Annotated in this window: 19 protein-coding genes; 10 read left to right on the forward strand and 9 right to left on the reverse strand. The window is 65.1% G+C overall.

Annotated elements, in window-relative coordinates; all coding sequences use genetic code 11:
* Positions 1-239 precede the first annotated feature (239 nt).
* Positions 240-1,184: a cation diffusion facilitator family transporter gene (locus tag AB2N08_RS21405; protein WP_367612924.1), complete on the forward strand. Its 945-nt coding sequence runs from the start codon at positions 240-242 to the stop codon at positions 1,182-1,184.
* 13 nt (positions 1,185-1,197) lie between these two features.
* Here the strand turns inward: AB2N08_RS21405 and AB2N08_RS21410 are convergent, their stop codons facing one another.
* Positions 1,198-2,703 (reverse strand): HD domain-containing phosphohydrolase, encoded by a 1,506-nt coding sequence (locus AB2N08_RS21410; protein ID WP_367612925.1) that lies wholly within the window; start codon positions 2,701-2,703, stop codon positions 1,198-1,200.
* Between the two features lie 194 nt (positions 2,704-2,897).
* Positions 2,898-3,635 carry a DNA-formamidopyrimidine glycosylase family protein gene (locus AB2N08_RS21415; protein WP_367612926.1) on the reverse strand — a complete coding sequence of 246 codons (738 nt, stop codon included), beginning with the start codon at positions 3,633-3,635 and terminating at the stop codon, positions 2,898-2,900.
* Between the two features lie 167 nt (positions 3,636-3,802).
* Here AB2N08_RS21415 and AB2N08_RS21420 point away from each other — a divergent pair, with 167 nt between their 5' ends.
* A complete protein-coding gene (locus AB2N08_RS21420; protein WP_367612927.1) occupies positions 3,803-4,297 on the forward strand; it encodes a DUF3016 domain-containing protein in 495 nt (164 codons plus the stop codon).
* 66 nt (positions 4,298-4,363) lie between these two features.
* Here the strand turns inward: AB2N08_RS21420 and AB2N08_RS21425 are convergent, their stop codons facing one another.
* The 5 genes from AB2N08_RS21425 to AB2N08_RS21445 form a co-directional block, all read right to left on the reverse strand.
* Positions 4,364-4,798 (reverse strand): thioesterase family protein, encoded by a 435-nt coding sequence (locus tag AB2N08_RS21425; protein ID WP_367612928.1) that lies wholly within the window; start codon positions 4,796-4,798, stop codon positions 4,364-4,366.
* Between the two features lie 13 nt (positions 4,799-4,811).
* The gene (locus AB2N08_RS21430) at positions 4,812-6,278 is read right to left on the reverse strand and encodes a PQQ-dependent sugar dehydrogenase (protein WP_367612929.1); all 1,467 of its coding nucleotides are present in this window, start codon (positions 6,276-6,278) and stop codon (positions 4,812-4,814) included.
* A gap of 101 nt (positions 6,279-6,379) precedes the next feature.
* Positions 6,380-6,685, reverse strand: a complete 306-nt coding sequence (locus tag AB2N08_RS21435) for a hypothetical protein (RefSeq protein ID WP_367612930.1) — start codon at positions 6,683-6,685, stop codon at positions 6,380-6,382.
* The gene (locus AB2N08_RS21440; RefSeq protein WP_367612931.1) at positions 6,682-7,476 is read right to left on the reverse strand and encodes a hypothetical protein; all 795 of its coding nucleotides are present in this window, start codon (positions 7,474-7,476) and stop codon (positions 6,682-6,684) included. The genes AB2N08_RS21435 and AB2N08_RS21440 overlap by 4 nt, the downstream gene beginning before the upstream one ends.
* 46 nt (positions 7,477-7,522) lie before the next feature.
* The gene (locus AB2N08_RS21445) at positions 7,523-7,957 is read right to left on the reverse strand and encodes a DUF882 domain-containing protein (protein WP_367612932.1); all 435 of its coding nucleotides are present in this window, start codon (positions 7,955-7,957) and stop codon (positions 7,523-7,525) included.
* A gap of 267 nt (positions 7,958-8,224) precedes the next feature.
* On the opposite strand from AB2N08_RS21445, the gene AB2N08_RS21450 reads away from it, so the two are divergent.
* Together AB2N08_RS21450 and AB2N08_RS21455 are read left to right on the forward strand one after the other, a co-directional pair.
* The gene (locus tag AB2N08_RS21450; RefSeq protein ID WP_367612933.1) at positions 8,225-9,388 is read left to right on the forward strand and encodes a PQQ-dependent sugar dehydrogenase; all 1,164 of its coding nucleotides are present in this window, start codon (positions 8,225-8,227) and stop codon (positions 9,386-9,388) included.
* Between the two features lie 145 nt (positions 9,389-9,533).
* Positions 9,534-12,296 carry a M16 family metallopeptidase gene (locus AB2N08_RS21455; protein WP_367612934.1) on the forward strand — a complete coding sequence of 921 codons (2,763 nt, stop codon included), beginning with the start codon at positions 9,534-9,536 and terminating at the stop codon, positions 12,294-12,296.
* A 68-nt stretch (positions 12,297-12,364) separates the two neighbouring features.
* Here AB2N08_RS21455 and AB2N08_RS21460 read toward each other — a convergent pair whose 3' ends face one another.
* A complete protein-coding gene (locus tag AB2N08_RS21460) occupies positions 12,365-13,351 on the reverse strand; it encodes an LLM class flavin-dependent oxidoreductase (RefSeq protein WP_367612935.1) in 987 nt (328 codons plus the stop codon).
* Between the two features lie 83 nt (positions 13,352-13,434).
* Here AB2N08_RS21460 and AB2N08_RS21465 point away from each other — a divergent pair, with 83 nt between their 5' ends.
* The 6 genes from AB2N08_RS21465 to AB2N08_RS21490 all read left to right on the forward strand — a co-directional run bounded on the left by AB2N08_RS21465 (position 13,435) and on the right by AB2N08_RS21490 (position 23,383).
* Complete coding sequence (locus AB2N08_RS21465) at positions 13,435-14,574, forward strand: serine hydrolase domain-containing protein (protein WP_367612936.1); 1,140 nt, start codon at positions 13,435-13,437, stop codon at positions 14,572-14,574.
* 170 nt (positions 14,575-14,744) lie between these two features.
* Positions 14,745-15,353 carry a hypothetical protein gene (locus AB2N08_RS21470; RefSeq protein WP_367612937.1) on the forward strand — a complete coding sequence of 203 codons (609 nt, stop codon included), beginning with the start codon at positions 14,745-14,747 and terminating at the stop codon, positions 15,351-15,353.
* Between the two features lie 209 nt (positions 15,354-15,562).
* Positions 15,563-16,942: an HD-GYP domain-containing protein gene (locus tag AB2N08_RS21475; RefSeq protein ID WP_367612938.1), complete on the forward strand. Its 1,380-nt coding sequence runs from the start codon at positions 15,563-15,565 to the stop codon at positions 16,940-16,942.
* Between the two features lie 151 nt (positions 16,943-17,093).
* Positions 17,094-19,727, forward strand: a complete 2,634-nt coding sequence (locus AB2N08_RS21480; protein WP_367612939.1) for a TonB-dependent receptor — start codon at positions 17,094-17,096, stop codon at positions 19,725-19,727.
* Positions 19,728-19,784: 57 nt separating this feature from the next.
* Positions 19,785-22,085, forward strand: coding sequence for a family 20 glycosylhydrolase (locus tag AB2N08_RS21485; RefSeq protein WP_367612940.1), 2,301 nt, complete (start codon positions 19,785-19,787; stop codon positions 22,083-22,085).
* Positions 22,082-23,383: an MFS transporter gene (locus tag AB2N08_RS21490; RefSeq protein WP_367612941.1), complete on the forward strand. Its 1,302-nt coding sequence runs from the start codon at positions 22,082-22,084 to the stop codon at positions 23,381-23,383. The genes AB2N08_RS21485 and AB2N08_RS21490 overlap by 4 nt, the downstream gene beginning before the upstream one ends.
* Here the strand turns inward: AB2N08_RS21490 and AB2N08_RS21495 are convergent.
* Positions 23,370-24,335 carry a helix-turn-helix domain-containing protein gene (locus AB2N08_RS21495; RefSeq protein ID WP_367612942.1) on the reverse strand — a complete coding sequence of 322 codons (966 nt, stop codon included), beginning with the start codon at positions 24,333-24,335 and terminating at the stop codon, positions 23,370-23,372. The two genes, AB2N08_RS21490 and AB2N08_RS21495, sit on opposite strands and share 14 nt — an antisense overlap.
* Positions 24,336-24,391: the final 56 nt, after the last annotated feature.

The raw sequence follows: 24,391 nt of genomic DNA on the forward strand, positions 1-24,391 counted from the left end.
AAGGGTTGGCACAAGCTGGTCTTCACCTCAATTGGTAGTAGCTAACCACCAATGAGAACAAGATACAAGGGTTGGCACAAGCTGGTCTTCACCTCAATTGGTAGTAGCTAACCACCAATGAGAACAAGATACAAGGGTTGGCGTAGCCGCCAACCCTACCCAATCCCTCCCGCAAGTGCGCGGCCGTACAGATGCTCTGCCGCATATTCTCTACCCTGAACTCCCGATTTGGAGATTCAATGAACGAGAACACGCAAGACGCGCCACGCAAGGGTTCGCAAAAAGTCATCTATGCGGCCATCGCCGCCAACCTGGGTATCGCGGTTGCCAAGTTCATCGTGGCCGGCATCACCGGCAGTGCGGCGATGGTGGCCGAGGGCATCCACTCGGCGGTGGACACCGGCAATGAATTCCTGCTGCTGCTGGGTGAACGCCGCAGCGCCCGCGCGCCCGACCGCAAGCATCCGTTCGGCTATGGCAAATCGCTGTATTTCTGGGCGCTGATCGTAGCCCTGTCGGTGTTTTCGCTCGGGGGCGGGCTGTCGATCTACCACGGCGTCGCCGCGCTGCAGAATCCGCCGCCGCTGGAAGACCCGATGTGGAGCTACGTCGTTCTCGCGGTGGCGGCCGTGTTCGAGGGGTATAGCTGGAATGTGTCGCGCCAGGCCCTGAACGAGGTGCGCAAGCCCGGCACGACGCTGTGGCAGGCCGTGCGCGCCAGCAAGGATGCGTCGGTCTTCACGATCTTCATCGAAGATTCGGCCGCGCTGCTGGGCCTGGTGATCGCCGCCGCCGGCATCGCGCTGGGCCATTACTTCAATAATCCCTATATCGATCCGGCCGCGTCCATCCTGATCGGCCTGCTCCTGATTGGCGCTGCCTTCACGCTGGCGCGCGAGACCGGCGGCTTGCTCGTCGGCGAAGCGATCGACCATGACCAGCTGGCCGCATTGAAAGCACTATTCCTGCGCGAGCCGGCACTCGACAGCGTGGCCAGCCTGCGCACGATGCAGCTGGGGCCGGACGACGTGTTGCTGGCCGCGTCGGTCCAGTTTCGTCGGGGGATGTCGATCGACAAGGTGGAAGGGGCGATCGGCCGGATCGAGGCGGCGGTGGCCGCCGAGCATCCGATGATCCGGCATATCTATTTCGAGGCGTCGGCATTGCGCGCGGCACTGAAGTAATCCGCGAACAGACTCAATCCGGCCACTTCTCGTTGATCGCCAGCGCCTTGTCCATATTCCGGATCAACAGATCCACATACACCGGATCGAGGTGATGCCCCGCCACCTCGCGCAGGTGCTCGGTCACCTTCGCCGCCGGCCACGCCTCTTTGTAGCAGCGCGCGTGGCTCAGGGCGTCGAACACGTCGGCCACCGCCACGATGCGCGCGTACGGGTGGATGTCGTGACCGCGTAGCCCTTGCGGATAGCCGGTGCCGTCGAATTTCTCGTGGTGCTGGTGCGCGATCACCGCCGCCGCCTTCAGGATCGGGCGCTGCGAGCCGTCCAGGATCTGCAGCCCCACGGTCGGGTGCTGCTTCATGATTTCCCACTCGTCCGGGGTCAGCTTGCCCGGCTTGAGCAGCACCGAATCGGGCGTGGCGATCTTGCCGATGTCGTGCATCGGCGCGGCGTGCATCAAGACCGCCGTCTCGTCCTCTGGCATGCCCGATTCCTGCGCCAGCATATGGCAGACCTGGGACATGCGGCGCACGTGGTTGCCCGCTTCGTGCGAGCGCGATTCGACCACGTCGCCCAGGCGCAGGATCAGCTCGGCCTGGGTATCGGTGATTTCCTGGTTCAGCAGGATATTGTCGAAGGCGATGGCCACGCCCGAGCAGAACACTTCGAGCATTTGCGCGTCGATGTCCGAAATCTCGTCCACGCCCTTGAGCACCAGCAGCGAAGCCTTGCCGCTGTTGTTGGGGAAGTAGCCGACATACGTGTCGCCATGCAGGCGCGAGATACGATTATGACGCGCGTCATCGAGCTGGGCCACCAGTTCGGGGCCGATCTCGTCGCCTTCCATGTCGCCGATCTGTGCCAGCACTTCGTACTGGCTCTGGCCGGTGATCACGCTGGCCGCCTTCAGGCGCAGCAGCATGCTTTGCTCCAGGCGCAGCAGGGCCACGACTTGCAGCAGCAGGCCGTTGGCGAAGTCTTTCAGGTTGCGTTGCTGGAAGATGTGGGCGGACGCCGCGATCACGCGCTCCAGGCCTTCGCGGTAGGTTTGCTGCACGCGGCGCGATTCCTCGACCTTCATGATGTCGCGATAGGCGCGCAGCGCGGCGAACGTGGTCGTAAACAGCTTGGTGCGATCGAGCTCGGTTTTTTCCTTGTAATCGTTGATGTCATAGTCGACGATCACGCGCTCTTCCGGCGCCTGGCCCGGCTGGCCGGTGCGCAGCACGATGCGGGTGAACTGGTTATCCAGGTCCTGGCGCATCCAGCGCGCCACTTCGAGGCCGCTGTCTTCGCGCTCCATCACCACATCCAGGAACACCAGCGCGATGTCTTTTTCGCGCGCCAGGATGTCCTTGGCTTCGGCGCCGCTGTAGGCGTGCACGAACGAGAGCGCGCGGCCGTCCAGACGGAACCGCGTCAGCGTCAGCTTGGTGATGTCGTGGATATCGGGTTCATCGTCCACCAGTAATACTTTCCAGGGTGCGAGCTTGGGCACAGCGGAAGAGAGGAAGGACATGGACGTTTCCGATTCGTGGGGAGGGTGGTTTATGTGCGCAGACTATTTTTTTCACAACAAAAGTAGCCCGCAGTCAAGTCGATTGTAGTACGAGCCTTGACCCTTAACAACAGGCAATATTGAAATTGTGGCCGGGAAATGTGACATCTGCCCTTCGCGACCCGAACCATGTTGCAGGCACGTGACAAGTACCGTCAGGTATAACGTTTCTGGCAACGCTCGCAGTAGAAGCTGCGGCGGTCCGACGTCCCTAGTTTGGCCTTGAGGAAAGGAATGTCGCAGCGCGGGCAGATTTTCTTGGCGTGGGCTAGCCAGTGCTGCTTGAGCGTGAATGCTTTTTTCCAGCCCAGGAAATCAAAGCTGTACTGACGCGCTTCGTCGACCAGCGCGCGCAGCTTGGGCGCGGGCAGGGCCGCCACCGTCGACAGCGGATGCACGCGAATCCGGAACAGCACCTCGTTCTTGATGATATTGCCCACACCCGAAAAGATGTCCTGGTCGAGCAGGGCGTCGCAAGCAAGCATGTCGGGCGCCGCGCGCAGCTTCTTGCGCGCCTTGACCGGATCCCAGGTGTCGGCCATCACGTCGGCGCTGAAGTCATACGCGTCGAAGGTGGCGCGGTCGATCTCGCGGATCGCGCAGGCATAGAAGTTCATCTCGCCACCGTCCGCGACGCCGATCGACAGGCGCGGCGGCTTGTCGCGGCCCTCGTCGATCCGGTAGGTGCCAAACAAGAGAAAGTGGATGCGCAGGATGACGTCGGGCGTGTCGATCAGAAAATGCTTGCCCCAGGTATGCAGCCCGGTGATGCGCTGGCCCACCAGGCGCGCCGGATCGAGCGTCTTCAGGTTGCCGTCGGCGCGCACGATGGCCTGGCCGACGAAGCGCGTGGTCTGTTCCTTGAGCATGTAGAGCGTTGGACCTTCCGGCATGGCGACCTCCTTGATTCATTCTCATGTGGCACCATCATTCAGTCATGTTCGGGGCCTAACATTTGGATACAAGTTTCCAACGTTTCGAGACGAGCAGAACCATGCGAAGCGGCGTATATTGGACGCTGAGAACCGCATACGAGACGTACCGAGAAGGAGATGCAATGATGAAATCCACCCTTGTAAAAACTGCCTTGGCCGGCCTGCTCGCGCTGGCCGCCGGCGCCGCCTCGGCGGGCGTGACCGTCAATTACATCGAGTCCGACAAGTTCGCCGACCTGCCATTTGCTCCATGGGAGCGCAAGCAGGTGCTGGAAGAGTTGAGCACCTATTTCACCAAGCTCGGCGAGAAGCTGCCTGCGGGGCAGGACCTGGTCATCGAGGTCACGGATATCGACCTGGCCGGGCGTGAGTACCCGAATTTTAATAGTGGGCGCGAACTGCGCATCCTGAAAGGCACGGCGGACTGGCCGATCATCAACCTGCGTTACTCGCTCACGCAGAACGGGCAAGCGCTCAAGGGTGGCGATGCGCGCCTGGCCGACATGAATTACATGCAGCGCATCGGCCGCTTCAGCGACTCTGACAGCCTGCGCGCCGAGAAGCGCATGATCGATGACTGGTTCGACGAGACGATCATCGGCAAGAAGCGCGGCGGCTGAGGTCTTGCTGCGCGCTGAGAAGAACGGCGTCCTGCGGGGCGCCGTTGGCGTTTTTAGCCAATCGATTCAATTTACCCGCTCGAACCTGGCGCGAAAGTCGTCGGGCATGCCGCACACCTGACCCGATTGATAATTGAAGAATACGAAGCCGGTCTTGGCCATCGCGATCAGCTTGCCGTCGCGCGGGCGCGTGATACGGTAGATCAGGTCGCCGCCATACTTGTTGAAGTCCATGACACCGACGTCGAACAGCAGCTCGTCGCGACGATATGCCTCGGCGCGGTAGGTGGCGGCGAGGTCGGTGACGATGATGCCGTTGCCCTCGCGCTCGGTTTCCGGCACGCCGAACTCATGCAGGAAGCGCGCCCTGGCTTCGGACACCATTGCGATCAGCGACTCATTGCCCACGTGGTTTGCCGCATTGATGTCGGTGGCCCGCACCGTCATCAGTGTCGAGTAATAAAATCCGTCGTCGGGGAAGTCCAGTTGCAAGCGGGCCATGTTTTTATCTTCATTAAGGGTTGGTGCTGCGGTCCATCCGGTAAATGCTGCCGCCGGCGGCAATCAGGTATAGCTCGCCCTGCGCATCCTGGCCGAACGAGACAACCCGGCCGATATCGGTGATCGCCCAGTCGCGCGCTTCAACAATGCTGGCGCCGGTAGAGACAAAACTCTTGAGGTAGCCGCCGCAGTAATCCGAATAGAAGTAGCGCCCGGCCAGCTCGGGAATGGCGCGCCCGCGATACACGAAGCCGCCCGTGATCGAGCAGCCCCCCGCGCCATCGGCGCCGTGGTCGTACTCGAACGCCGGCAGCGTCAGGCCAGTGCTGTCGCAGGTGGCCGCGCCATAGCACAGCGTGCCTTCCATCACGTTCCAGCCGAAGTCGAGGCCGCCCTGGGCCGTGCCGGCGATATTGACTTCTTCGCGCCGGTCCTGGCCAACGTCGGCGATGTAAAGCTGGGTACTGTCGAAGCTGAAGCGCCAAGGATTGCGCAAGCCCGAGGCCCAGATTTCGGGCCGGCGCCCGGCCTGGTCGCGGTAGGGATTGCCGGCCGGGATCGTGTAAGGCTGCGCCAGCGTGGCGCCGGCGACATCGATGCGCAGCAGCTTGCCGAGCAGGACGGTCAGGTTGCGGGCATTGCGCTGCGGGTCGCCCGCGCCGCCGCCATCGCCCGTGGCCAGGTACAGGTAGCCATCGGGGCCGAAGGCAAGCTGGCCGCCAAAGTGATTCGTGTAGGTGGGATGCGGGATGCGCAGAATCACGAAGCCGGACGTGGGGTTGGCCAGTTGCGGCGTGGCGCCCGCGCTGAAGCGCTCGACGACGATATTGCGCTGCAGGTCGGTGTAGTAGACATAGAAATAGCCGTTGCGCGCGAACCCCGGATCGAAGGCCAGCGAGAGCAGGCCGCCTTCGCCATCGGCGGCCACGCGCGCGCTGATGTCGAGATAGGCCACGTCGCGCGCGCTGCCGTTCTCGACGATGCGCACCCGGCCCGGGCGCTCGGTGACGAACAGGCGCGTATCGCCGGGCTGGGCGGTGAGCCAGGAGGGATTGTCGAGCCCGGCAACGACGCGCGTGAGGCCCAGCGTGAGCACGCTGTTCGAATAGATGACGGTGGCGGTTGCGGTGGCGCCGGCAGCGATCGTGGCCGCCTGCGACGCTGGCGCCGGCTGGTAAGTAATGCCGCCACCCGTGACGGCGGATGCGGAGACGTTATAGCTGCCCGGAACGAGGTTGCCGAGGGTGTGTGTTTGCGTGAGGTCTTGCAGGTAGTTGCCGGGGCCGGTGACGCGCACCGTACCGTTGACACCGGCGGGCAGGCCGCTCACCGTGACGGTCAGCGCGCCGACCGTGGCCGGGGGCGGCGTGACGGGGCCGGGTGTGCCGGCACCGCCACCGCCGCCACCGCAGGCGGCGAGCAGCGTGGCAAGCAATATGACCTTGGACAGCCACAAAATCGCCCGGGTGTGCGTGACCATATTGCCTCCATGACAGCTGCGTCGGACTGCGCCTGACCTGGAGAGATTGTGCCAGCAATTGCAGAGATGGCGCGCGCAATCCGCGCCGGCTTGCTACCCGCTCAGGGGGCCGAGGGCGCGCGCGTGCGGGTCTTGGTGACCACGCCAGAAGGATCGATCAGCACCACGAATTCGGCGAACTGGCCGGCGCCGACAGGCGATTGGTATACCCAGGCCTCGAAGCCGCTGTCGAAACGCACGCTTTTCGTCGGGCCGAACGCGGCCAGCAATTGCGCCTTCGTGGTCTGGCCAGCCACGACGCCCTGCTGCAGGCGCCCGGCGGCCACTTGCGCGCCGGGCGGCGCGGCATTCTGCGTGGCGCAACCGGCCAGCAGCGCTGCGGTCAAGATCAGGTACGCCGCCTTCATGGCGCCACCCCGGCCGGCATGTCGATCATCGCATCGACCATGTACGTGAATTCAACCAGCGTATCGTCCGGCCAGCTCGCATCCCACAGCGGCACATAATAGGTGCGGTCGAGCAGCACCTGGCAATCGCAGAACGGCAGCATGTCGGGCGTTTGCTCACCGCCGGCGTACAGCATCGAAAACGGCAGCGTTTCCACGCGCTCGCCGGCGCGCAGCGTGACGGCGAAGATGGGGCGCTCGGCGAAGAACAGGTAATTGCCGTCCGGGCTCGTGCAGACACCTTCGGGCGAATCCAGCGCATCCGAGATCCAGCCGAACAGCGGCGAGCTGTTCGAGACCAGGCCGGCTTCCTTGCCCACGCGGCATTCCAGGCGCAAATCGCCCAGGCGGCGCATGCCGGCCGGCACGCCCGGCGTTTCGATGCGAGCGCGCCAGGTCATGCTGGCCGTCTTGCGGCTGGCGAGCACGGCCGCGTCTTCCTGCAAGGCTTGCGCGTTGCGCGGCAGGACAAAGAAATTGTTCTCGTCGACGTGGACGGGCACCGAGACAGTATCGCCCGCCACGCGCAGCGTGATGCCGCGCATGTCGACGTTCGGCAGGCGCGGCAGCAACTGGAAGCGCAGGGACGCATTCGGCGCGAACGCGCGTTCGCGTTCGAAGCGCTCCATGCCGCGGATCATTTTTCGATAAGACTTGTCGACCGGATCGCGGGTGGACTTGACGGTGACGGTGCTCTGGCCGGCGGCGTATGCCGGCAGGCTTGCGGCCGCGGCCATGAGCATGGCGCCCATGGCCAGTCCGGCAACGGCACGGGCAAGTGGCAACCGCATCAGCGAATTACCAATACCGCACGCGGCCGGTATCCATGTGCACGAACTGCGAGCTGGCGTAGTAGCCGACGCCGCCGCCCTGGAGCGACATGGCCGCTTTTTGCAGGTGGCGCAGGTCGGTGCCCGGCAAGCGGATGTCGATGGCCTTGCCGTCCATGTGCAGGCTGCGCTTGGCGACGCCGCCGCTGCCGTGGCCACGCAGGAACGCGTTCGATTCCGGTGCGCGGTAGCCCGAAATGATGTGCAGCTCCTTGCTGTTGTCGAGCTTGCCGTTCAGCTGGCCGAGCAGCAGCAGCAGTTCCGGATCGATGTCCGCAATCTTGTTGGTGCGATGGTCGCGCAGCACCTTGTTGATATCGCCCAGCGCGTCCGGAATGAATTCACCTTGCGCCCAGAACGTGCTCTTCAGCTTTTCGCCCGTGTGCGTGTTATAAAAACGCAAACAGCATTCGCCGGTGGCAATCGATGAATTTTTGGCAAGGGTTGGAAGGCTGAGGGAGGATGCTGCGAGGAGGAGACTGCTCTTGAGGATGGCACGTCGTTGAATCATTGAAGGGAGTCCTTACGCTGGTTCACTGAGCAATCGATGATACGCCATTTGTCGCGATCGTGCAGATAATGTGCTGAAAACTGCGGCGTTTCAGCTACGATGTCAAGTGTTTAACTGTTTTTGGGAGATTTGTGTATGTCGAGTATTGACGCAAAGTTCATGAGCAAAAAACGGGTACTGGCGGCAACGCTGGCAGCCGCATTGGTCCAGTTGACGGGCGCTGCCGTGGCGCAGGAAGTTACGCCAGTGGACAAGCCGCCGCTGGCCAAGGGCTGGCAACTCGAAACGGTCGCCACGGGCGTGCCGCAGGGCTGGGGCATGGCCTGGCTGCCAGACGGGCGCATGCTCGTCACCGGCAAGGGCGGCACGCTGCATCTGTTGAATGGCAAGAGTTTCCAGCAAATCGACATGGACCCGCTGCCGAACCTGTTCGTGGGCGGCCAGGGCGGCCTGCTCGACATTGCCGTGCATCCCGGCGACAAGACCAATCCCCGCATCTACATGACGATGGCCAGCGGCACCGATGCCGAGAACCGCACCGCGCTCGTGATGGGCACGTTCGACGGCAAACGCGTCACCGGCATCAAGACGCTGTTCTCGGTCACGCAGGGCAAGAACGGCGGCCAGCACTTCGGCTCGCGCATCCTGTTCTTGCCGGATAACACGCTGTTGATGAGCATTGGCGATGGCGGCAACACGCCGCAGCGCGTCGGCAATATGCTCGCGCGCGACCAGGCGCAGAACCTGGCCACGCACCAGGGCAAGATCCTGCACCTGACCGACGCCGGCAAGCCAGTGGGCACGGGCGCGGCCGAAGCGCAGCCCAAGCGCCTGGCCGAGATCCACAGCCACGGCCACCGCAACGTGCAGGGGCTCGCGCTCGATCCGAAAACGGGCCGCGTCTGGGCCAACGAACACGGTTCGCGCGGCGGCGACGAGATCAACCTGATCGAAGCGGGCAACAACTACGGCTGGCCGCTGCAAAGCTACACGCTCGACTACAGCACGCGCGAGCCGATCGGCAAGAAGGTCGTGCCGGGCATGACCCAGCCGATTGTCGTCTGGACGCCATCGCCGGCGCCGTCGGGTCTGGCCTTCTACACCGGCAAGGCGTTCCCACAGTGGCAGGGCAGCCTGTTCAGCGGCAGCCTGGCCGGCCAGGACGTGCGCCGCGTGCAGCTCGACGCGGCCGGCAAGGTCACGGCGCAAGAGCTGATCCCGGTCGGCAAGCGCGTGCGCGACGTGCGCCAGGGCCCGGATGGCCAGCTGTATGTGCTGACCGACGAAGCCAAGGGCACGCTGCTGCGTATCGTGCCGAAATAAGTTCGCACCGGCACGGATCGAGCGCGGCGCGCGATGCGCCGCGCATCGTTTATCTCTCACCGAGACATGCATACGCTTTTTTGTTTGTTGTCTTTCTGAAACGTGCCTAGAATGGTTCTTTCCCGACCCATTCAGGAGGCGCAGCATGGCAGTTCCCGTTCGTCGCACCATCCACCTCGCGGCAGCGCTTGCGCTGATGTTCGGTGCATCCACGCTGCAGGCCGCGCCCGCCGCCAGTACCCCCGACATCCCGATCCCGGACATCAAGTACACCAGGTTCACGCTCAAGAACGGCTTGACCGTGCTGGTGCACGAAGACCGCAAGACGCCGGTGGTGGCCGTCAATACCTGGTACCACGTGGGTTCGAAGAACGAGAAGCCCGGCAAGACCGGCTTTGCCCACCTGTTCGAACACCTGATGTTCAGCGGCAGCGACAACTTCAAGAAGACCTACCTGAATGCGATGGAGCAGGTCGGTGCGACCGACCTCAACGGCACCACCAGCCAGGACCGCACCAATTACTTCCAGAACGTGCCGACCTCGATGCTTGACTATGCGCTGTTCGCCGAGAGCGACCGCATGGGCTACCTGCTGGGCACGGTCGACAAGACGAAGCTCGATATCCAGCGCGGCGTCGTGCAGAACGAAAAGCGCCAGGGCGAGAACCAGCCCTACGGCATCGCCTACGAGCTGCTGGTAAAAAATACCTACCCGGTTGGCCACCCGTATTCCTGGACCGTGATCGGCGAGATGGCCGACCTCGACGCGGCCTCGATGCTAGATGTGCAGGACTGGTTCAAGCAGAACTACGGCCCGAACAACACGGTGCTGGTGCTGTCGGGCGATATTTCGCCGGAAGAAGCGCGCAAGAAGGTCGAACAATACTACGGCGCGATTCCGCCTGGCCCGCCGCTGGCCAAGCACGATGCCTGGATCGCCAAGCGCACCGGCACGCATCGCACGCTGGCGCAGGACCGCGTGCCGCAAACGCGCATCTACCGCACCTGGAACGTGCCGGGCGCACACACGCCTGAAGAAGCGCTGCTCGACCTGGGCGCGCGCGTGCTGGGCGGCGGCAAGACGTCGCGCCTGTACAAGCGCCTGGTCTACAAGGACCAACTGGCCACCAGTGCGACGGCGAGCGACGACTCGTCCGAAATCGGCGGCCAGTTCGACATGACGCTCACGGCCCGCCCCGGCGCCGACGTCAAGAAGATGGAGCAGATCGCCGACGAAGAATTGCGCGCCCTGATGAAGAGCGGCCCGACCGACGCCGAGCTGCGCCTGGCCAAGACGACGATCCTGGCGCAGTACACGCGCATGATCGAGCGCGTCGGCGGCTTCGGCGGCAAGAGCGATCTGCTGGCCTCGTGCCAGACCTTCACCGGCAACCCGGACTGCTACAAGGTGTACCTGCAGCGCATCAAGGACGCCACGCCAGCCGCGGTGAAAAAAGCGATGAACGATTGGCTCAGCGACGGCGACTACGTGCTGCAGATCGATCCGTTCCCGTCCGGCCTGGCCGCAACGGACACGAAGCTCGATCGCAGCAAGGAACCCGTCACCGGCAAGGCGATGTCGCTGAAGCTGCCGCCGATGCAGCGCGCCACATTGTCGAATGGCCTGAAGGTCGTGCTGGCCGAGCGCCATGAAGCGCCGGTGGTCAATCTGCAGATGATCGTCGACAGCGGCTACGCAGCCGACAGCGCCGCCTTGCCCGGCGTGGCCAGCCTGACGCTGCGCATGCTCGAAGAAGGCACGGCCAAGCGCAAGTCGCTCGAGATCAGCGAAGAACTCGAGCGCCTGGGCGCGACCTTCGGCGCCAGCGCCAACCTCGATGGCGCCTTTGTCGGCATGAACGCGCTCAAGGCCACACTGCCGCAGGCGCTCGGCCTGTACTCGGATCTGGTGCTCAATCCGGCGTTCCCGCAGAACGAATTCGCGCGTCTGCAGAAAGACCGCCTGGCCGCGATCGCGCGCGAGAAAGTCGATCCGCAGGGCATCGCACTGCGCGTCGTGCCGGCGCTGATGTACGGCGAAGGTCACGTGTATGCGCGCACCGCCAATGGCACCGAGGACGCCGTGGGCCGCATGACCCGTGCCGACCTGGCCAACTACCACGCGACCTGGTTCAAGCCGAACAATGCGACGCTGCTGGTGGTGGGCGACACGACGCTGGCCGAGATCACGCCGATGCTCGAGAAAGCGTTCGCCGGCTGGAAGCAGGGCGAAGTGCCGAAGAAGGTGATCGCCACCGTGCCCGCACCGGCCAAGCCGCTGGTGTACCTGATCGACCGCCCGGGCGCGCTGCAAAGCGTGATCGTCGGCGCGCAACTGGCGCCGCCGCGCAACAGCCCGGAAGCGCTGCCGCTGGAAATCGTCAACGACGTGTTCGGCGGCACCTTCAGCTCGCGCATCAATATGAACCTGCGCGAGGACAAGCACTGGTCGTATGGCGTGCGCAGCCTGGTGCAGCCGGCGGTCGGCCAGCGCACGTTCATGAGCGTCTCGCCGGTGCAGACCGACAAGACCGGTGACGCGCTCAAGGAACTGGTGCGTGAATACCGCGATGTGGCGGGTGCGCGCAAGATCACCGGCCCCGAGCTGAAATTCGCGCAGGACAACCGCACGCTGCGCCTGCCGGGCAGCTTCGAGACGGCTGGCCAGCTGGGCGGTGCGTACACGACCATCCTGCAATACGGCCTGCCTGAAGACTATTACAACACCTACACCGAAAAGGCGCTGGCGCTGACGCCGGACGAGGCCAATGCCCTCGCCGCGCGCAGCTTCCTGACCGACCGCCTGGTGTGGGTCGTGGTGGGGGACATGGGCAAGGTCGAGAAAGACGTGCGCGCGCTGAACCTTGGCGAGGTACGCCGGATCGATGCGGATGGCAAGGCGCTGTAATCGTGTGAAGCAAACGTGAAAAAGCCCACCCGGCAATGCGCCGGGTGGGCTTTTTTTATGGTTGAAGATTAGCTGGTGCGCTGAATATCGGCCGTGATTTCATACGCACGCAGGCGGGCCGCGTGGTCATAAATCTGCGACGTGATCATCATCTCGTCAGGCTTCGTTTTTTCGATGAATGCGTGCAGCTGGGCGGCCACGGTGTCTCGCGAGCCGATCGCCGAGCACGCCAGCACACTGTCGAGCATCATGCGTTCGGGCAGGTCCAGCGCTTCCAGATAACCGCTCACCGGCGGCTTCAGTTTGCCCGGATTGCCCGTGCGCAGCGCCACGAACGCCTGTTGCATCGAGGTGGCCAGCAGGTGCGCTTCTTCGTCGGTGTCGGCCGCAAACACATTGAAACCGAGCATCACGTACGGCTCGGCCAGTTGCGCCGACGGCCGGAAATTACTGCGGTACATGTCGATTGCCTGCAGCATCATCTGCGGCGCGAAGTGCGACGCGAACGCATATGGAAGGCCGAGCTGCGCCGCGAGCTGCGCGCCAAACAGGCTCGAACCGAGAATCCACAGCGGCACGTTCAAGCCCGCGCCCGGCACGGCCAGCACCTGGCGGCGGCTGGCGCCGGCAAAATAATCCATCAGTTCCACGACGTCCTGCGGGAACTCGTCGGCGTCGGACGCCAAGTTGCGGCGCAGCGCGCGCGCCGTGGTATGGTCAGAGCCAGGCGCGCGGCCCAGGCCCAGGTCGATGCGGCCCGGATGGAGCGACTCGAGCGTGCCGAATTGTTCGGCGATCACGAGCGGCGAATGGTTCGGCAGCATGATGCCGCCGGCGCCCACGCGAATCGTGGACGTGCCGGCCGCCACGTGGCCAATCAGTACCGCAGTGGCGGCGCTGGCAATGCCCGGCATGCCGTGGTGTTCGGCCAGCCAGTAACGGTTGTAGCCCCAGCGTTCGCCATGCTGGGCGAGGTCGAGGGAGCGTTGGAAGGAAGTTGCCGCATCGCTGCCTTGGACGATCGGCGAGAGGTCGAGTATCGATAAAGGGATCATGGAACAATGATACGCCGATGCGAAAAATCACGTGCACGGGCGCCCGAAACTGAAGCGGCCGCTTGTCAATACGACAGGGCGTCATGACGGCGATTGCGGGTTTCAAGCGCGAGTGCCTGGCCGCGATCGACCACGCCATCAACACTGCCGTGGCAACGCGATCCTTGCCCGGCGCGGTGTATCGGCTCGAATGTGGTGCAGCCTGCTTCGAGCGCGCCTACGGCCGGCTCGAGTTCGGGCCGGCCGCGGCGCCCGTCACCATGGCCACCGTGTTCGACGTCGCGTCGCTGACCAAGGTGCTGGTCACGGCGCCGGCGGTCTTGCTGCTGCACGAGGGCGGCCAGATCGACCTCGAGGCGCCGCTGCTGCACTATTTTCCCGAATGCGCAGGCGGCGGCAAGGACGCGATCACCGTGCGCCAGTTGCTGACGCACACCTCGGGCCTGCTGCCCGGCCTGCCGGCCAGCCCGGCGTGGCAGGGCAGGGAAGCAGCGCTGACGCTGGCCGCGCTCGAGCGCGTGACGCATGCGCCGGGCAGTTTCTTTCGCTACTCGGACATCAATTACATCCTGCTGGGCCTCTTGATCGAACGCGTGGCCGGCATGCCGCTCGACGCGTTTGCCGAGCAGCGGATCTTTGCACCGCTGGGCATGCTCGATACCGGGTACAGGCCACTGGCGCGCGGCAATGCGTGGACGATCGCGCCGACCCAGCGCGGCCCCGTCGATGCGTACGCGCCGCGATCGAAGGCTGGGCGCGACCTGGCCCCCGGCGCCGTGTTGCAAGGCGATGTACACGATCCGACCGTGCGCCGCATGGGCGGCGTGGCCGGTTCGGCCGGTGTGTTCTCGACCGCGCGCGACGTCGCCCGCTTTGCCCGCATGGTGCTGGCGGGCGGTGCGCTCGATGGCGTGCGTGTGCTGCACGCCGACAGCGTGCGCCTGCTGAGCACCGCCCAATCGCCACCCGGCATCGCCGCGCTGCGCGGGATGGGCATGGACATCGATTCACCGTTCGCGCGACGCCCGCGTGGCCGTCGCTACCGGCTCGGCAGTTTCGGCCACACGGGTTTTACCGGCTGCATCCTGTGGATCGATCCGCAGTCGCGCAGCTTTTATGTGTTCCTGTCGAATCGCGTGTACCCGGACGACCGCAACAGCATTTTGCCGCTCTATGCCGAGCTCGGTACGCTGTCGGCGGAAGCGGCATTGTCTTCTCAATAATTATTTTAGAAATGCGTGCAAATGCATGCAGATTAAATGACGTTGGGCGACGATTATTGTTTCCGAGCGGTACCGTGCGCGCCCATATCGGCTGTGCCCGTAGACTGGACTTCTCACTTGACGCATCAATGCGTTGGGTACGCCACGAATAAAACATTGAGGAGAACACCATGAACAAGCTACTCAAAGGAATGATCGGCGCATCGCTGACCGTCGCCATGCTGGGCGCCACCGCAGTCCACGCACAAACGGCCACGTCGGCAGGCGCCACGGGCCGCACCGGCACCAGCACCGGCATGACGGGCACCACCGGCACCACGGGCCAGGTTGGTAGCCAGACCGGCAGCAGCATGCAGGATGCGACGGGCCGTTCGTCGATGAGCGCCACGGGCACCAGCGCCACCACGCCGCAAACCGACCGTCGCAGCAGCACCACCCCGATGACCGGCACCACCGGCTCGGCCGGCGTCGTCGACAGCCGTGCCGGCACGGTTGGCAGCACCAACCGCAGCAGCACCACCACGGGCGTGACGGGCAGCACCAGCGGCGCCATGGGCAATAGCGGCACGACCGGCACGACCGGTAGCGCGACGGGCACCACTGGCGTGACGGGCAGCACCAGCGGCGCCACGGGCACCACCGGCATGACCGGGACCACTGGCACTACCGGTACTACCGGCGTGACAGGCAGCACCAGCGGCGCAGCGGGGACCGGCACCACGGGCGCCACTGGTACCACGGGCACCGGCACTAGCGGCTCCACCGGCCGCGGTTATTGATAGCAACAGCAATGCGTCAGCAATAAGGGTGGCTTAGCCACCACCTTCGACACACCGGCCCCGCGCCGGTGTTGTCGTTTGCCGGCCAACGATGGCGTGCCGGATCTTTTGTGGTATCCGCGCCGCACCTTTCGGCAATATTCCGGTCTTGGTGATAATCTGCGCATATTGTGGCGTACCATCATAATTATTGCCATACGGAACTAATTATGATGCACCCCGACGCGCCGCACGAGATGCTGGCCCCAAGCGCCATGAAGCTCTCCGAGCTGATCGGCGCGCTGAGCTACGCGCTCGACATCACCGAAGGCCAGCCCGCTGGCCACTGCGTGCGCTGCTGCTGGATCGGGATGCATATCGGCCAGGGCGTGGGCCTGAATGACGACCAGCTGTGGGAGCTGTATTACACGCTGCTGCTCAAGGACCTGGGCTGCAGCAGCAATGCCGCCCGCATCTGCGAGCTGTACCTGACCGACGACCTCGACTTCAAGCGCGGCTTCAAGACAGTGGGCGACAGCCTGCCGCAAGTGCTTGGTTTCGTGCTCAAGCACACCGGCCTGAAAGCCGGCCTGGCCGAGCGCTTCCGCAGCGTGATGACCATCCTGCGCGATGGGCCCGAGATCGCCCAGGGCCTGATCGCTACCCGCTGCCAGCGCGGCGCCGATATCGCGCGCCTGCTGCGCTTCCCGGAAGGCGTGGCCGAAGGCATCTATTCGCTCGACGAACACGTGAATGGCAAGGGCAAACCGGCCCAGCTGGTGGGCGACGCCATCCCCGTGTACGCGCGCATCGCGCTGCTGGCGCAGGTGATCGACGTGTTCCACACCGAAGGCGGGCGCGAGGCCGCGCTGCGCGAAGCGCAAGCGCGCGCCGGCACCTGGTTCGATCCGCAACTGGTGAAAGCGTTCGAGAAGGTGGCGCTGGACGATGCATTCTGGCGCAAGCTGGCCGCGCCCGACCTGGACCGCGCCGTGTTCGCACTGGAGCCGGCTGGCCACGAAGTCGCGCTCGACGAAGACTACCTGGACGACATTGCCACCGCCTTCGGCCAGGTGGTCGATGCCAAGAGCCCGTACACGAGCGGCCACAGCGCGCGCGTGGCGCTGTACACCGACATGATCGGCGAAGCGCTCGGCCTGTCGGCGCAGCGCCGCCGCTGGCTCAAGCGCGGCGCGCTGCTGCACGACGTCGGCAAGCTGGGCGTGAGTAACAGCGTGCTCGACAAAGCCGGCTCGCTCGACCGCGATGAATGGGACGCCGTGCGCCAGCACGCCGAATACACCGAGACGATCCTGGGCCGCATCGCAGCGTTCGCCGAACTGGCGTCCATTGCCGGCGCCCACCACGAGCGGCTCGACGGCACCGGCTATCCGCGCGGCCTGGCTGCGGAAGATATCCGGCTCGAGACACGCATCATCACCACCGCCGACATCTTCGACGCCATCACCGCCGAACGCCCGTATCGCGGCGCGATCCCGATCCCGCAGGCGCTCGAGATGATGGAAAAAACGGTCGGCACCGCGCTCGACCCGGAATGCTTCGGCGCCCTCAAGCGCGCGATGGCGCTGGTGCCGTTTCCGTTGCCTTGAACCCTCGCCATACCTGTCACACTCACATGTCAGTGTGATGAATTCGTCTACCGGATAGCAAGATTTGACAAACATGGCACGCCGGATGCCACCACAATGCGCTCATTAACAACCGTTTGACAACCGTTGGCCAACCTGGTTTGGAGCGCACATGAATGAGTTGAGGGCACGTCAGTATCAGCGGACCGCGATCGCGGCGGCAGTGGCAATCCTGGCGGTGAGCGGGGCGGGCGCGCAGGAGGCGCCGGTGCTGTCACCGCAGACCGTGGTGGTGACGGGCGTGCGCGCCGCGCTCGAGCAATCGCTGCGCCAAAAGCGCGACAGCGACGCCGTGGTCGAGGTGGTCACCGCCGAAGACATCGGCAAGATGCCCGATAAAAACGTGGCCGACGCCATCTCGCGCCTGCCCGGCGTGAACACCCAATCGTCCGCCGGCGGCGAAGGCGGCTTCGGCGAGAATGACCGCGTCAGCCTGCGCGGCACCAGTCCGAGCCTGCAACAGACGCTGTTCAACGGCCACGCCATCAGCACCGGCGACTGGTTTGTATTGAACCAGATCGGCGGCAACGTCGGCCGCTCGAGCAGCTTCTCGCTGCTGCCATCCGAACTGGTGGGCTCGATCGTGGTCCAGAAAAGCCCGACCGCCGACCTGGTCGAAGGCGGCGTCTCCGGCGCCATCAACGTCATCACGCGCCGCCCGCTCGACTTCAGGCAGCAACTCACGGTAGAAGGCTCGATCCAGGCCAACTACAACGACCTCTCCAGCAAGACCGAGCCGCACGTGTCGGGCCTCGTGAACTGGAAGAACGCCAGCAACACCGCCGGCATCCTGCTCCAGGGCTTCTCCGAAAAATCGACGGTGCGGCGCGATGGCCAGGAAATCCTCGGCTACACCCCGATCAGCCCGACGAGCGCCGCAGCGCTTGCCAATCCTGCGCTGGCCGGCGTGGTCGTGCCGACCTTCATCGGCGCGGCGCTGTTCGAGCAGGAGAAAAAGCGCGACGGCGGCGCCTTCGACATCGAGCTGCGTCCGAACCGCGACCTGACGCTGGACTTCAACGGCTTTTATTCGAAGCTCGAAGCGCCGCACCAGAACACCAACTGGCTGGCCGCGCCGGCCAATTCGATCAATAGCCTGAACCTGATTCCGCTCAATCCGGTCGTGCGCAACAACACGCTGGTGGCCGCCGAATTCACGCGCAACGCGGGCGAGGTCGACAACATCTACCGCCCCGATGCGGGCGGCGAATCGTGGTACCTCGACTTCAATGGCAAGTGGCGCGTCAGCGAGCGCTTTACGCTGTCGGGCAAGGTCGGCAAGACCCACGGCGTGGGCTGGGACCGCGACGACGTCTACTACCAGAACAACGTCGACGGCGGCATGGTGTACGGTTTGAATGGGTTATCGCCGGCATCGGTCAGCTACCCCGGCGGCAACACGGTCTCGCCCGGCTCGACGGCCTGGGCCGGCGGCGGCGAATCGCAATCGGTGGACAAGGAACAGTACGCCCAGCTCGATGGCGAACTGCGCCTGGACAATCCAACCTTCCAGGCCGTGCGCTTCGGCGCGCGCTGGACCGACCACCAGCGCAATGCCGAGCATCCTCTTGAAACCCGGCCGGGCCCGCTGGGCTTTACCAATCCGGGCCCGGCCTGGAATGGCCAACTGTACCCGAGCGACTTCGGCAACGACCTCGGCGGCAATGTGGCATCCAACTACTTCAAGTACGATGGCGCGGCGCTGGGCGCCTGGGGCGCGATCCCCGGCAACCGCCTGCTCGACTACGTGCTGCGCCACAACTGGATGAACGAATTCGAAGTGGGCGAGAAGACGGCGGCGCTGTACGGCATGGTCGACTTCGGCGGCGATGGCTGGAGCGGCAATATCGGCCTGCGCGCCGTCGAGACGCGCCAGAACACGGTCGTCAACCTGCCAGGCGGCCCCGCGCCGATCACCGGCTCGGCCTTTGGCGCCTACACGCCGACGACGTTCAAGCGCACCTACCGCGACTACCTGCCAAGCGCCAACCTGAAGTACAACGTGACGCCCGACCTGGTGCTGCGCACGGCGCTGGCCAAGACCATCGCGCGCCCCGACTACAGCGCGCTGGGCGGCTCGGTCTCGCTCAATGACGACGCCCTGAGCGGCAACGGCGGCAACGTCAACCTCGACCCGGTGCGCTCGACCAATTTCGACGTCGGCGCCGAGTGGTACTACGCGCCAAAGGCGCTGCTCTCGGCCGGCCTGTTCTACATGGACCTGCGCTCGATCGTGGCGCAGGGCACGTCGACCGGCACCTATTACAACAACAAGCGCAGCACGCTGACCGAGTACCAGATCACGTCGCCGTACAACACGGGCGGACGCAATCGCGGGGTGGAACTGAGCTGGCAGCAGCCGGTGGCGAATGACTTCGGCTTGTTGGTGAACTACACCTTTGCCGATGGTGAGCTCGACGATGGCGGTGAACTCATCAACTCGTCGCGCAACACGTATAACGTGACCGGCTATTTCGAGAACGAACGCTTCTCGGCGCGCCTGGCCTATAACTGGCGCTCGAAGTACAAGGCCGGCGTGGACCGCGGCGCAAGCCAGCACGTGGACGACATGCCGTCCCTGGCCGGCTCGGTCAACGTCAAGCTGAGCGAACGCTTCACGCTCACGTTCGACGCGCTCAACCTCACCAACGAGACCATCAAGATGTACGCCGAAAACGAGGACCGGCCACGCGCCTTCTACTCGAACGGCCGCACCTTCTTCCTCGGCCTGCGCGGCAAGCTGTAATCCTGCAGAGGCGGCCGCGGCCGCCTCGCTCCTACCCTGCATCGACCCCGGACACCCATGACGGACCGACCCGCTGGCGGCCCGGCGATCCACATCGCCTGGGAATGCCTGAGCAACTTCACGCGCGACGACGCGTTTACGGCGCGCCTCGTGCTGCGCAATGATGGCATTGCACCTGTCGCACCCGGCTGGACGCTGTGCTTCAACACCTGCCGCAAGATCCTGTCCGAGACCGTCAGCGCCGGCTACGCCATTGCGCACGTCAATGGCGACTTGTTTGCACTGTCGATGCCGGGCGGCGGCGCCTGGCTGCCAGGGCAGACGCACACGCTCGACTACGAGGCGCTGCACTGGGCGATCAGCATCACCGATGCGCCGCTGGGCTTTTATCTGCTGCCGGGACAGGGCGGCGCGGCCGTCGACCTGGGCGACCCGGTCATTGTGCCGTTCGTGCGGCCGGAGCAGCGGCACCGTCATCGGGGCGATGCGGCGCCCACCGCCGATGCTCCCTGGCGGTTCGCGCAGAACACGGCGTTGACGCTGTTGAACGAGGCCGAGATTGGGCGCATCACGCCGCGTCCACGCTCGGCGCAGTTCGCAGGCGGCCAGTGCCGGCTGGGACGCGCTGCGGCGATCGTGAACGGCCCCGGGCTCGAGAACGAAACGTTTTTTCTGCGCACGCTGCTGGCAGACCTGCCGCCGGGCGATGGATCGATCGTGCTCGAGATCGGGCCCGTCGCCGAAGCTGGCAGTGAAGCGTATGCGCTCGACATCGACAGTGGCCGCGTGCTGGTGAAAGGCGCCAGCGCGCACGGCGTCTTCAACGGCCTGCAAAGCCTGGCGCAGCTGTTGTCGCCCGATGGCGCGCTGCCGCTGGGATCGGTGCAGGATGCGCCGCGCTACGCCTATCGCGGCATGATGCTCGACGTCGCCCGTCACTTTTCCAGCGTCGACACCGTGCTGCGCCTGCTCGACTGCATGGCCGCCTATAAACTCAATCGCTTCCATTTTCATTTGACCGACGACGAGGGCTGGCGCCTGGCGATTGCCGCCTTGCCCGAACTGACCGGGATCGGCGCGCACCGTGGCGTTGGCGCCTGCTTGCCACCATCGTTCGGTTCCGGCGCAACGGTCGACGCCTCCAACGGCAGCGGTTTTTATACGGCCGACCAGTTCGTGACGATCCTGCGCCACGCCAAGGCGCGCCACATCGACGTGATCCCCGAATTCAATCTGCCGGGCCATGCGCGCGCGGCGGTCGAAGCGATGCGCGTGCGGCATGCGCGCAAGCTGGCTGAAGGCGATATCGCCGGCGCGGTCGAATACCTGCTCAGCGACCCGAACGACACATCGACCTACGAATCGGTGCAGCTGTGGCATGACAACGTGATGTGCATCGCCTTGCCGTCGGTCGACCGTTTCATCGACACCGTTGTCACGGAAGTCGCCGCACTGTACCGCCAGGCCGATGTACCGCTGGCCGTGCTGCACACGGGCGGCGATGAAGTGCCGGTCGGCGCCTGGATCGGCTCGCCCCTGTGCCAGGGACGCATGCGCGAGCATGGCTGGCTTGACGTGCGCCAGTTGCGCGACGACTTCCAGGCCCGCTGCCGCGCGATCCTGGCCCGGCATGGCATCGCTTTCGCCGGCTGGGAAGAAACAGCGCTCACACCCGGCGCCGATGGTCTGCTCGCGCCCGACCTGCGCCAGGCCGGGCGCGACTTTCACGTCTATGTCTGGAACAACGGCGGCCTGTCCGCCGACCGGGATTGCGCGACCGCGCTGGCCGCGGCCGGATTCGACGTCGTGCTGGCCAACGCCACGAGCCTGTACTTCGACTTCGCCCACGCCAAGCATCCGCTCGAACCAGGCTATTACTGGGCCGGTTTCGTCGGCACGCGCGACACCTTTGCATTGAGGCCAAGCGCCGGCGTCACCGGCCTGCAGGGCCAGCTGTGGGGCGAGAACGTGTGCTCCCGTGCGCGGCTCGAGTATCTCGCGATGCCGCGCATGCTCGGCCTGGCCGAGCGCGCGTGGTCGGCCCAGGACAATCCCCCGGACTGGAACGAATTCGCCAACCGCCTTGGCCGGCGCGAGCTGCCGCGCCTCGATCGCCAGGGCTGGCACTACCGCCTGCCGCCGCCCGGTGCGATCGTGCAGGCCGGCGTGCTGCAGGCGAATACCGACTTTCCCGGCCTGGCCCTGCATTACACTATCGATGGCCGCGACCCCACCGCCAGCAGCCCGCGCTACACACACCCGGTGGCGGTGGACGGCGTCGCCGTCGTGAAACTGGCCAGCATCGATACGCACGGCCGCGCCAGCCGCATCGTCACCCTGAATCTGGATACGCCATGAACGAGACGCTTGTCGCTGCCCCGGTCCACCATGCGCCACGCCGGCACCCGCTGTCGTGGGTGCCCACGCTGTACCTGGCGCAGGGCTTGCCGTTCTACGCGGTGGCGCTGGTCGCCGGCCAGATGCTCAAGAGTATGGGCGTGCCGAACGACCAGATCGCCCGCTGGACGGGTCTGCTCGGCCTGGCCTGGGCCTTCAAGGCGCTGTGGAGTCCGTTTCTGGAACTCGCCCCGAGCCGGCGCATGGCCGTCGTCACCTGCCAGCTGTTCGGCGGCGCCTGCCTGGCCCTGGTGGCGCTGGCCCTGCAACTGCCGATGTGGTTTGCCTTGTGCCTGGCGCTGCTGGCGATCGTCTCGCTGGCCTCGAGCACGCATGACATCGTCGCCGACGGTATCTATATCGCGAGCCTCAACACGCGTGAACAGGCGGCGTATGCCGGCTGGCAGGGCGCGTTCTTCAACGCGGCCAAGTTCATCTCGCTTGGCGGCCTGTTGATCCTGGCCGGCGAGCTCGAAGAACGTTTCGGCATCGCGTCCGCCTGGACCGTCGTGTTCCTACTGCTCGGTGGCCTGATGGTGGCGCTTGGCCTGTACCACTGGCATGCGCTGCCGGCCACGCCGAAGCTTGCCGGGCAGGTGCGCAATCTGGGCGATATCGGGGCCACGCTGTCGGACGTCTTCAAGACCTTCTTCGCCAAGCGCGGCATCTGGATGGCGATCCTGTTCATCATCCTGTTTCGCGCCGGGGAAGGGCAGATCCAGTCGATCGGGCCGCTGTTCCTGCGCGACGCGCGCGAGGCCGGCGGGCTGGGCCTGAGCACCGCGCAGGTGGGCTGGGTGTACGGCACGGTGGGCACGGCGGCCTTTTTGGCCGGCAGCATCGCCGGCGGCTACTTCACGGCCTGGCTGGGCCTCAGGCGCGCGCTGCCGCTGTTGATCCTGGCGATGAACCTGCCCAATGCCGTGTTCTGGTACCTGAGCGACGCGCAGCCCGAATCGATGCCGCTGATCGTGAGCGCGCTGGGCATCGAGATGTTCGGCTACGGCTTCGGTTTTGTCGGCGTGATCCTGTTTATCATGCAGGTCGTGGCCAGCGGGCCGTACCAGGCGGCGCACTACGCGCTGGGCACCGGCTTCATGCAACTGGGTTTTGTCTTGTTTCGCACGATCAGCGGCGACATCCAGCAGGCGCTGGGCTACCGCGATTTCTTCTTGTGGGTGCTGCTGGCGGCACTGCCCGTGCTGGTCCTCAGCCGCTTCATGCGCATGGACGCGCCGGGCAAGGTCAGCGCTTCTTGACGGGCAGGGCCAGCCAGCCCTGCCACCCGCCGTCGGCCGTGCGCGCGACCTTCTGGATATGCGGGCGCGTCGCATCGAGCCGCCACACCGACTGGTGCTCGAGCCAGTCTTCGTACATCGCGCGAAAACGCGGCCACTCGCCGCGAAACTCGAGGATGGCCACCATCCCGGCCGGCAGCACGCGCAGGCCCAGGCCCGGGTCGGCCAGCAAGCCGGCGTCGAACCCGAAGTCGTAGCAGTATTCGCGCTCGCCGGTAAACCCCGGGTCTTCGTCGAACACGCCGTACCACGGCGCGCCGCGTTCGATGCCGGCGCTTTCTTGCGCGCAGATAAACGCATTGCAGGCCAGCGACAGCGCCGCGCCCGATTGGCCGAAGAAGCGCTGGTAGCGCAGCTGCAGCGCCGGCAACTGGCGCAGCGTGACACGCGCGGCGACGCTGCCCGGGCTCGGGGCGGAGTAAAGCGTGTTCAAGGCAGTCAGTTCGCCCGGTTCGGCGACAAAGAAGCTGACATCGCTCTCGCGCCCGACCTGGGCATCCATGTAGACGCGCCAGCCGCCATCGCGCCAGGCCTTGGCCGGCATGCCGAATTGCTGGCGGAAGGCCTTGGCAAAGGCGGCGTTGGACGGAAAGCCGCAATCCTGGGCGATGCGCCCGACCGGCACGTCGGGTTCGTGGCGCAGCAGGTGGGCAGCGCGGCGCAGACGCCGCTTGCGCTGATAGTCCACGGCCGAAAAGCCGGTCAGTTCACGGAAGATGCGGTCGAAATGGTAGCTCGAGTAACTGGCGGACGCGGCCAGACTGCCGAGCGCCAGCGGGTCGCCCACCGAACCGAGCATCAGGTCCATGACTTCGTACAGGCGCGACAAACGAGACACGGGCGAAAGCCGGGGCGGCGCGCAGGTAGCGGCGGCAGGAATGTGGCTGGGAAGGGCGGCGTGGATCGGTGGCATATCGCATATCGTCATGACATCGTTGATCAATTATGCGACCAAAGCCACTGCCGTGG

It is taken from the genome of Massilia aurea, assembly GCF_040790145.1.
GTDB lineage: Bacteria > Pseudomonadota > Gammaproteobacteria > Burkholderiales > Burkholderiaceae_D > Telluria > Telluria aurea_C.

Bases quoted from the DNA above. Each gene is read 5' to 3' on its own strand.
- AB2N08_RS21405 (WP_367612924.1), top strand. From the start codon at position 240: ATGAACGAGAACACGCAAGACGCGCCACGCAAGGGTTCGCAAAAAGTC.
- AB2N08_RS21410 (WP_367612925.1), bottom strand. From the start codon at position 2,703: ATGTCCTTCCTCTCTTCCGCTGTGCCCAAGCTCGCACCCTGGAAAGTA.
- AB2N08_RS21415 (WP_367612926.1), bottom strand. From the start codon at position 3,635: ATGCCGGAAGGTCCAACGCTCTACATGCTCAAGGAACAGACCACGCGC.
- AB2N08_RS21420 (WP_367612927.1), top strand. From the start codon at position 3,803: ATGAAATCCACCCTTGTAAAAACTGCCTTGGCCGGCCTGCTCGCGCTG.
- AB2N08_RS21425 (WP_367612928.1), bottom strand. From the start codon at position 4,798: ATGGCCCGCTTGCAACTGGACTTCCCCGACGACGGATTTTATTACTCG.
- AB2N08_RS21430 (WP_367612929.1), bottom strand. From the start codon at position 6,278: ATGGTCACGCACACCCGGGCGATTTTGTGGCTGTCCAAGGTCATATTG.
- AB2N08_RS21435 (WP_367612930.1), bottom strand. From the start codon at position 6,685: ATGAAGGCGGCGTACCTGATCTTGACCGCAGCGCTGCTGGCCGGTTGC.
- AB2N08_RS21440 (WP_367612931.1), bottom strand. From the start codon at position 7,476: ATGGGCGCCATGCTCATGGCCGCGGCCGCAAGCCTGCCGGCATACGCC.
- AB2N08_RS21450 (WP_367612933.1), top strand. From the start codon at position 8,225: ATGAGCAAAAAACGGGTACTGGCGGCAACGCTGGCAGCCGCATTGGTC.
- AB2N08_RS21455 (WP_367612934.1), top strand. From the start codon at position 9,534: ATGGCAGTTCCCGTTCGTCGCACCATCCACCTCGCGGCAGCGCTTGCG.
- AB2N08_RS21460 (WP_367612935.1), bottom strand. From the start codon at position 13,351: ATGATCCCTTTATCGATACTCGACCTCTCGCCGATCGTCCAAGGCAGC.
- AB2N08_RS21465 (WP_367612936.1), top strand. From the start codon at position 13,435: ATGACGGCGATTGCGGGTTTCAAGCGCGAGTGCCTGGCCGCGATCGAC.
- AB2N08_RS21470 (WP_367612937.1), top strand. From the start codon at position 14,745: ATGAACAAGCTACTCAAAGGAATGATCGGCGCATCGCTGACCGTCGCC.
- AB2N08_RS21475 (WP_367612938.1), top strand. From the start codon at position 15,563: ATGATGCACCCCGACGCGCCGCACGAGATGCTGGCCCCAAGCGCCATG.
- AB2N08_RS21480 (WP_367612939.1), top strand. From the start codon at position 17,094: ATGAATGAGTTGAGGGCACGTCAGTATCAGCGGACCGCGATCGCGGCG.
- AB2N08_RS21485 (WP_367612940.1), top strand. From the start codon at position 19,785: ATGACGGACCGACCCGCTGGCGGCCCGGCGATCCACATCGCCTGGGAA.
- AB2N08_RS21490 (WP_367612941.1), top strand. From the start codon at position 22,082: ATGAACGAGACGCTTGTCGCTGCCCCGGTCCACCATGCGCCACGCCGG.
- AB2N08_RS21495 (WP_367612942.1), bottom strand. From the start codon at position 24,335: ATGCCACCGATCCACGCCGCCCTTCCCAGCCACATTCCTGCCGCCGCT.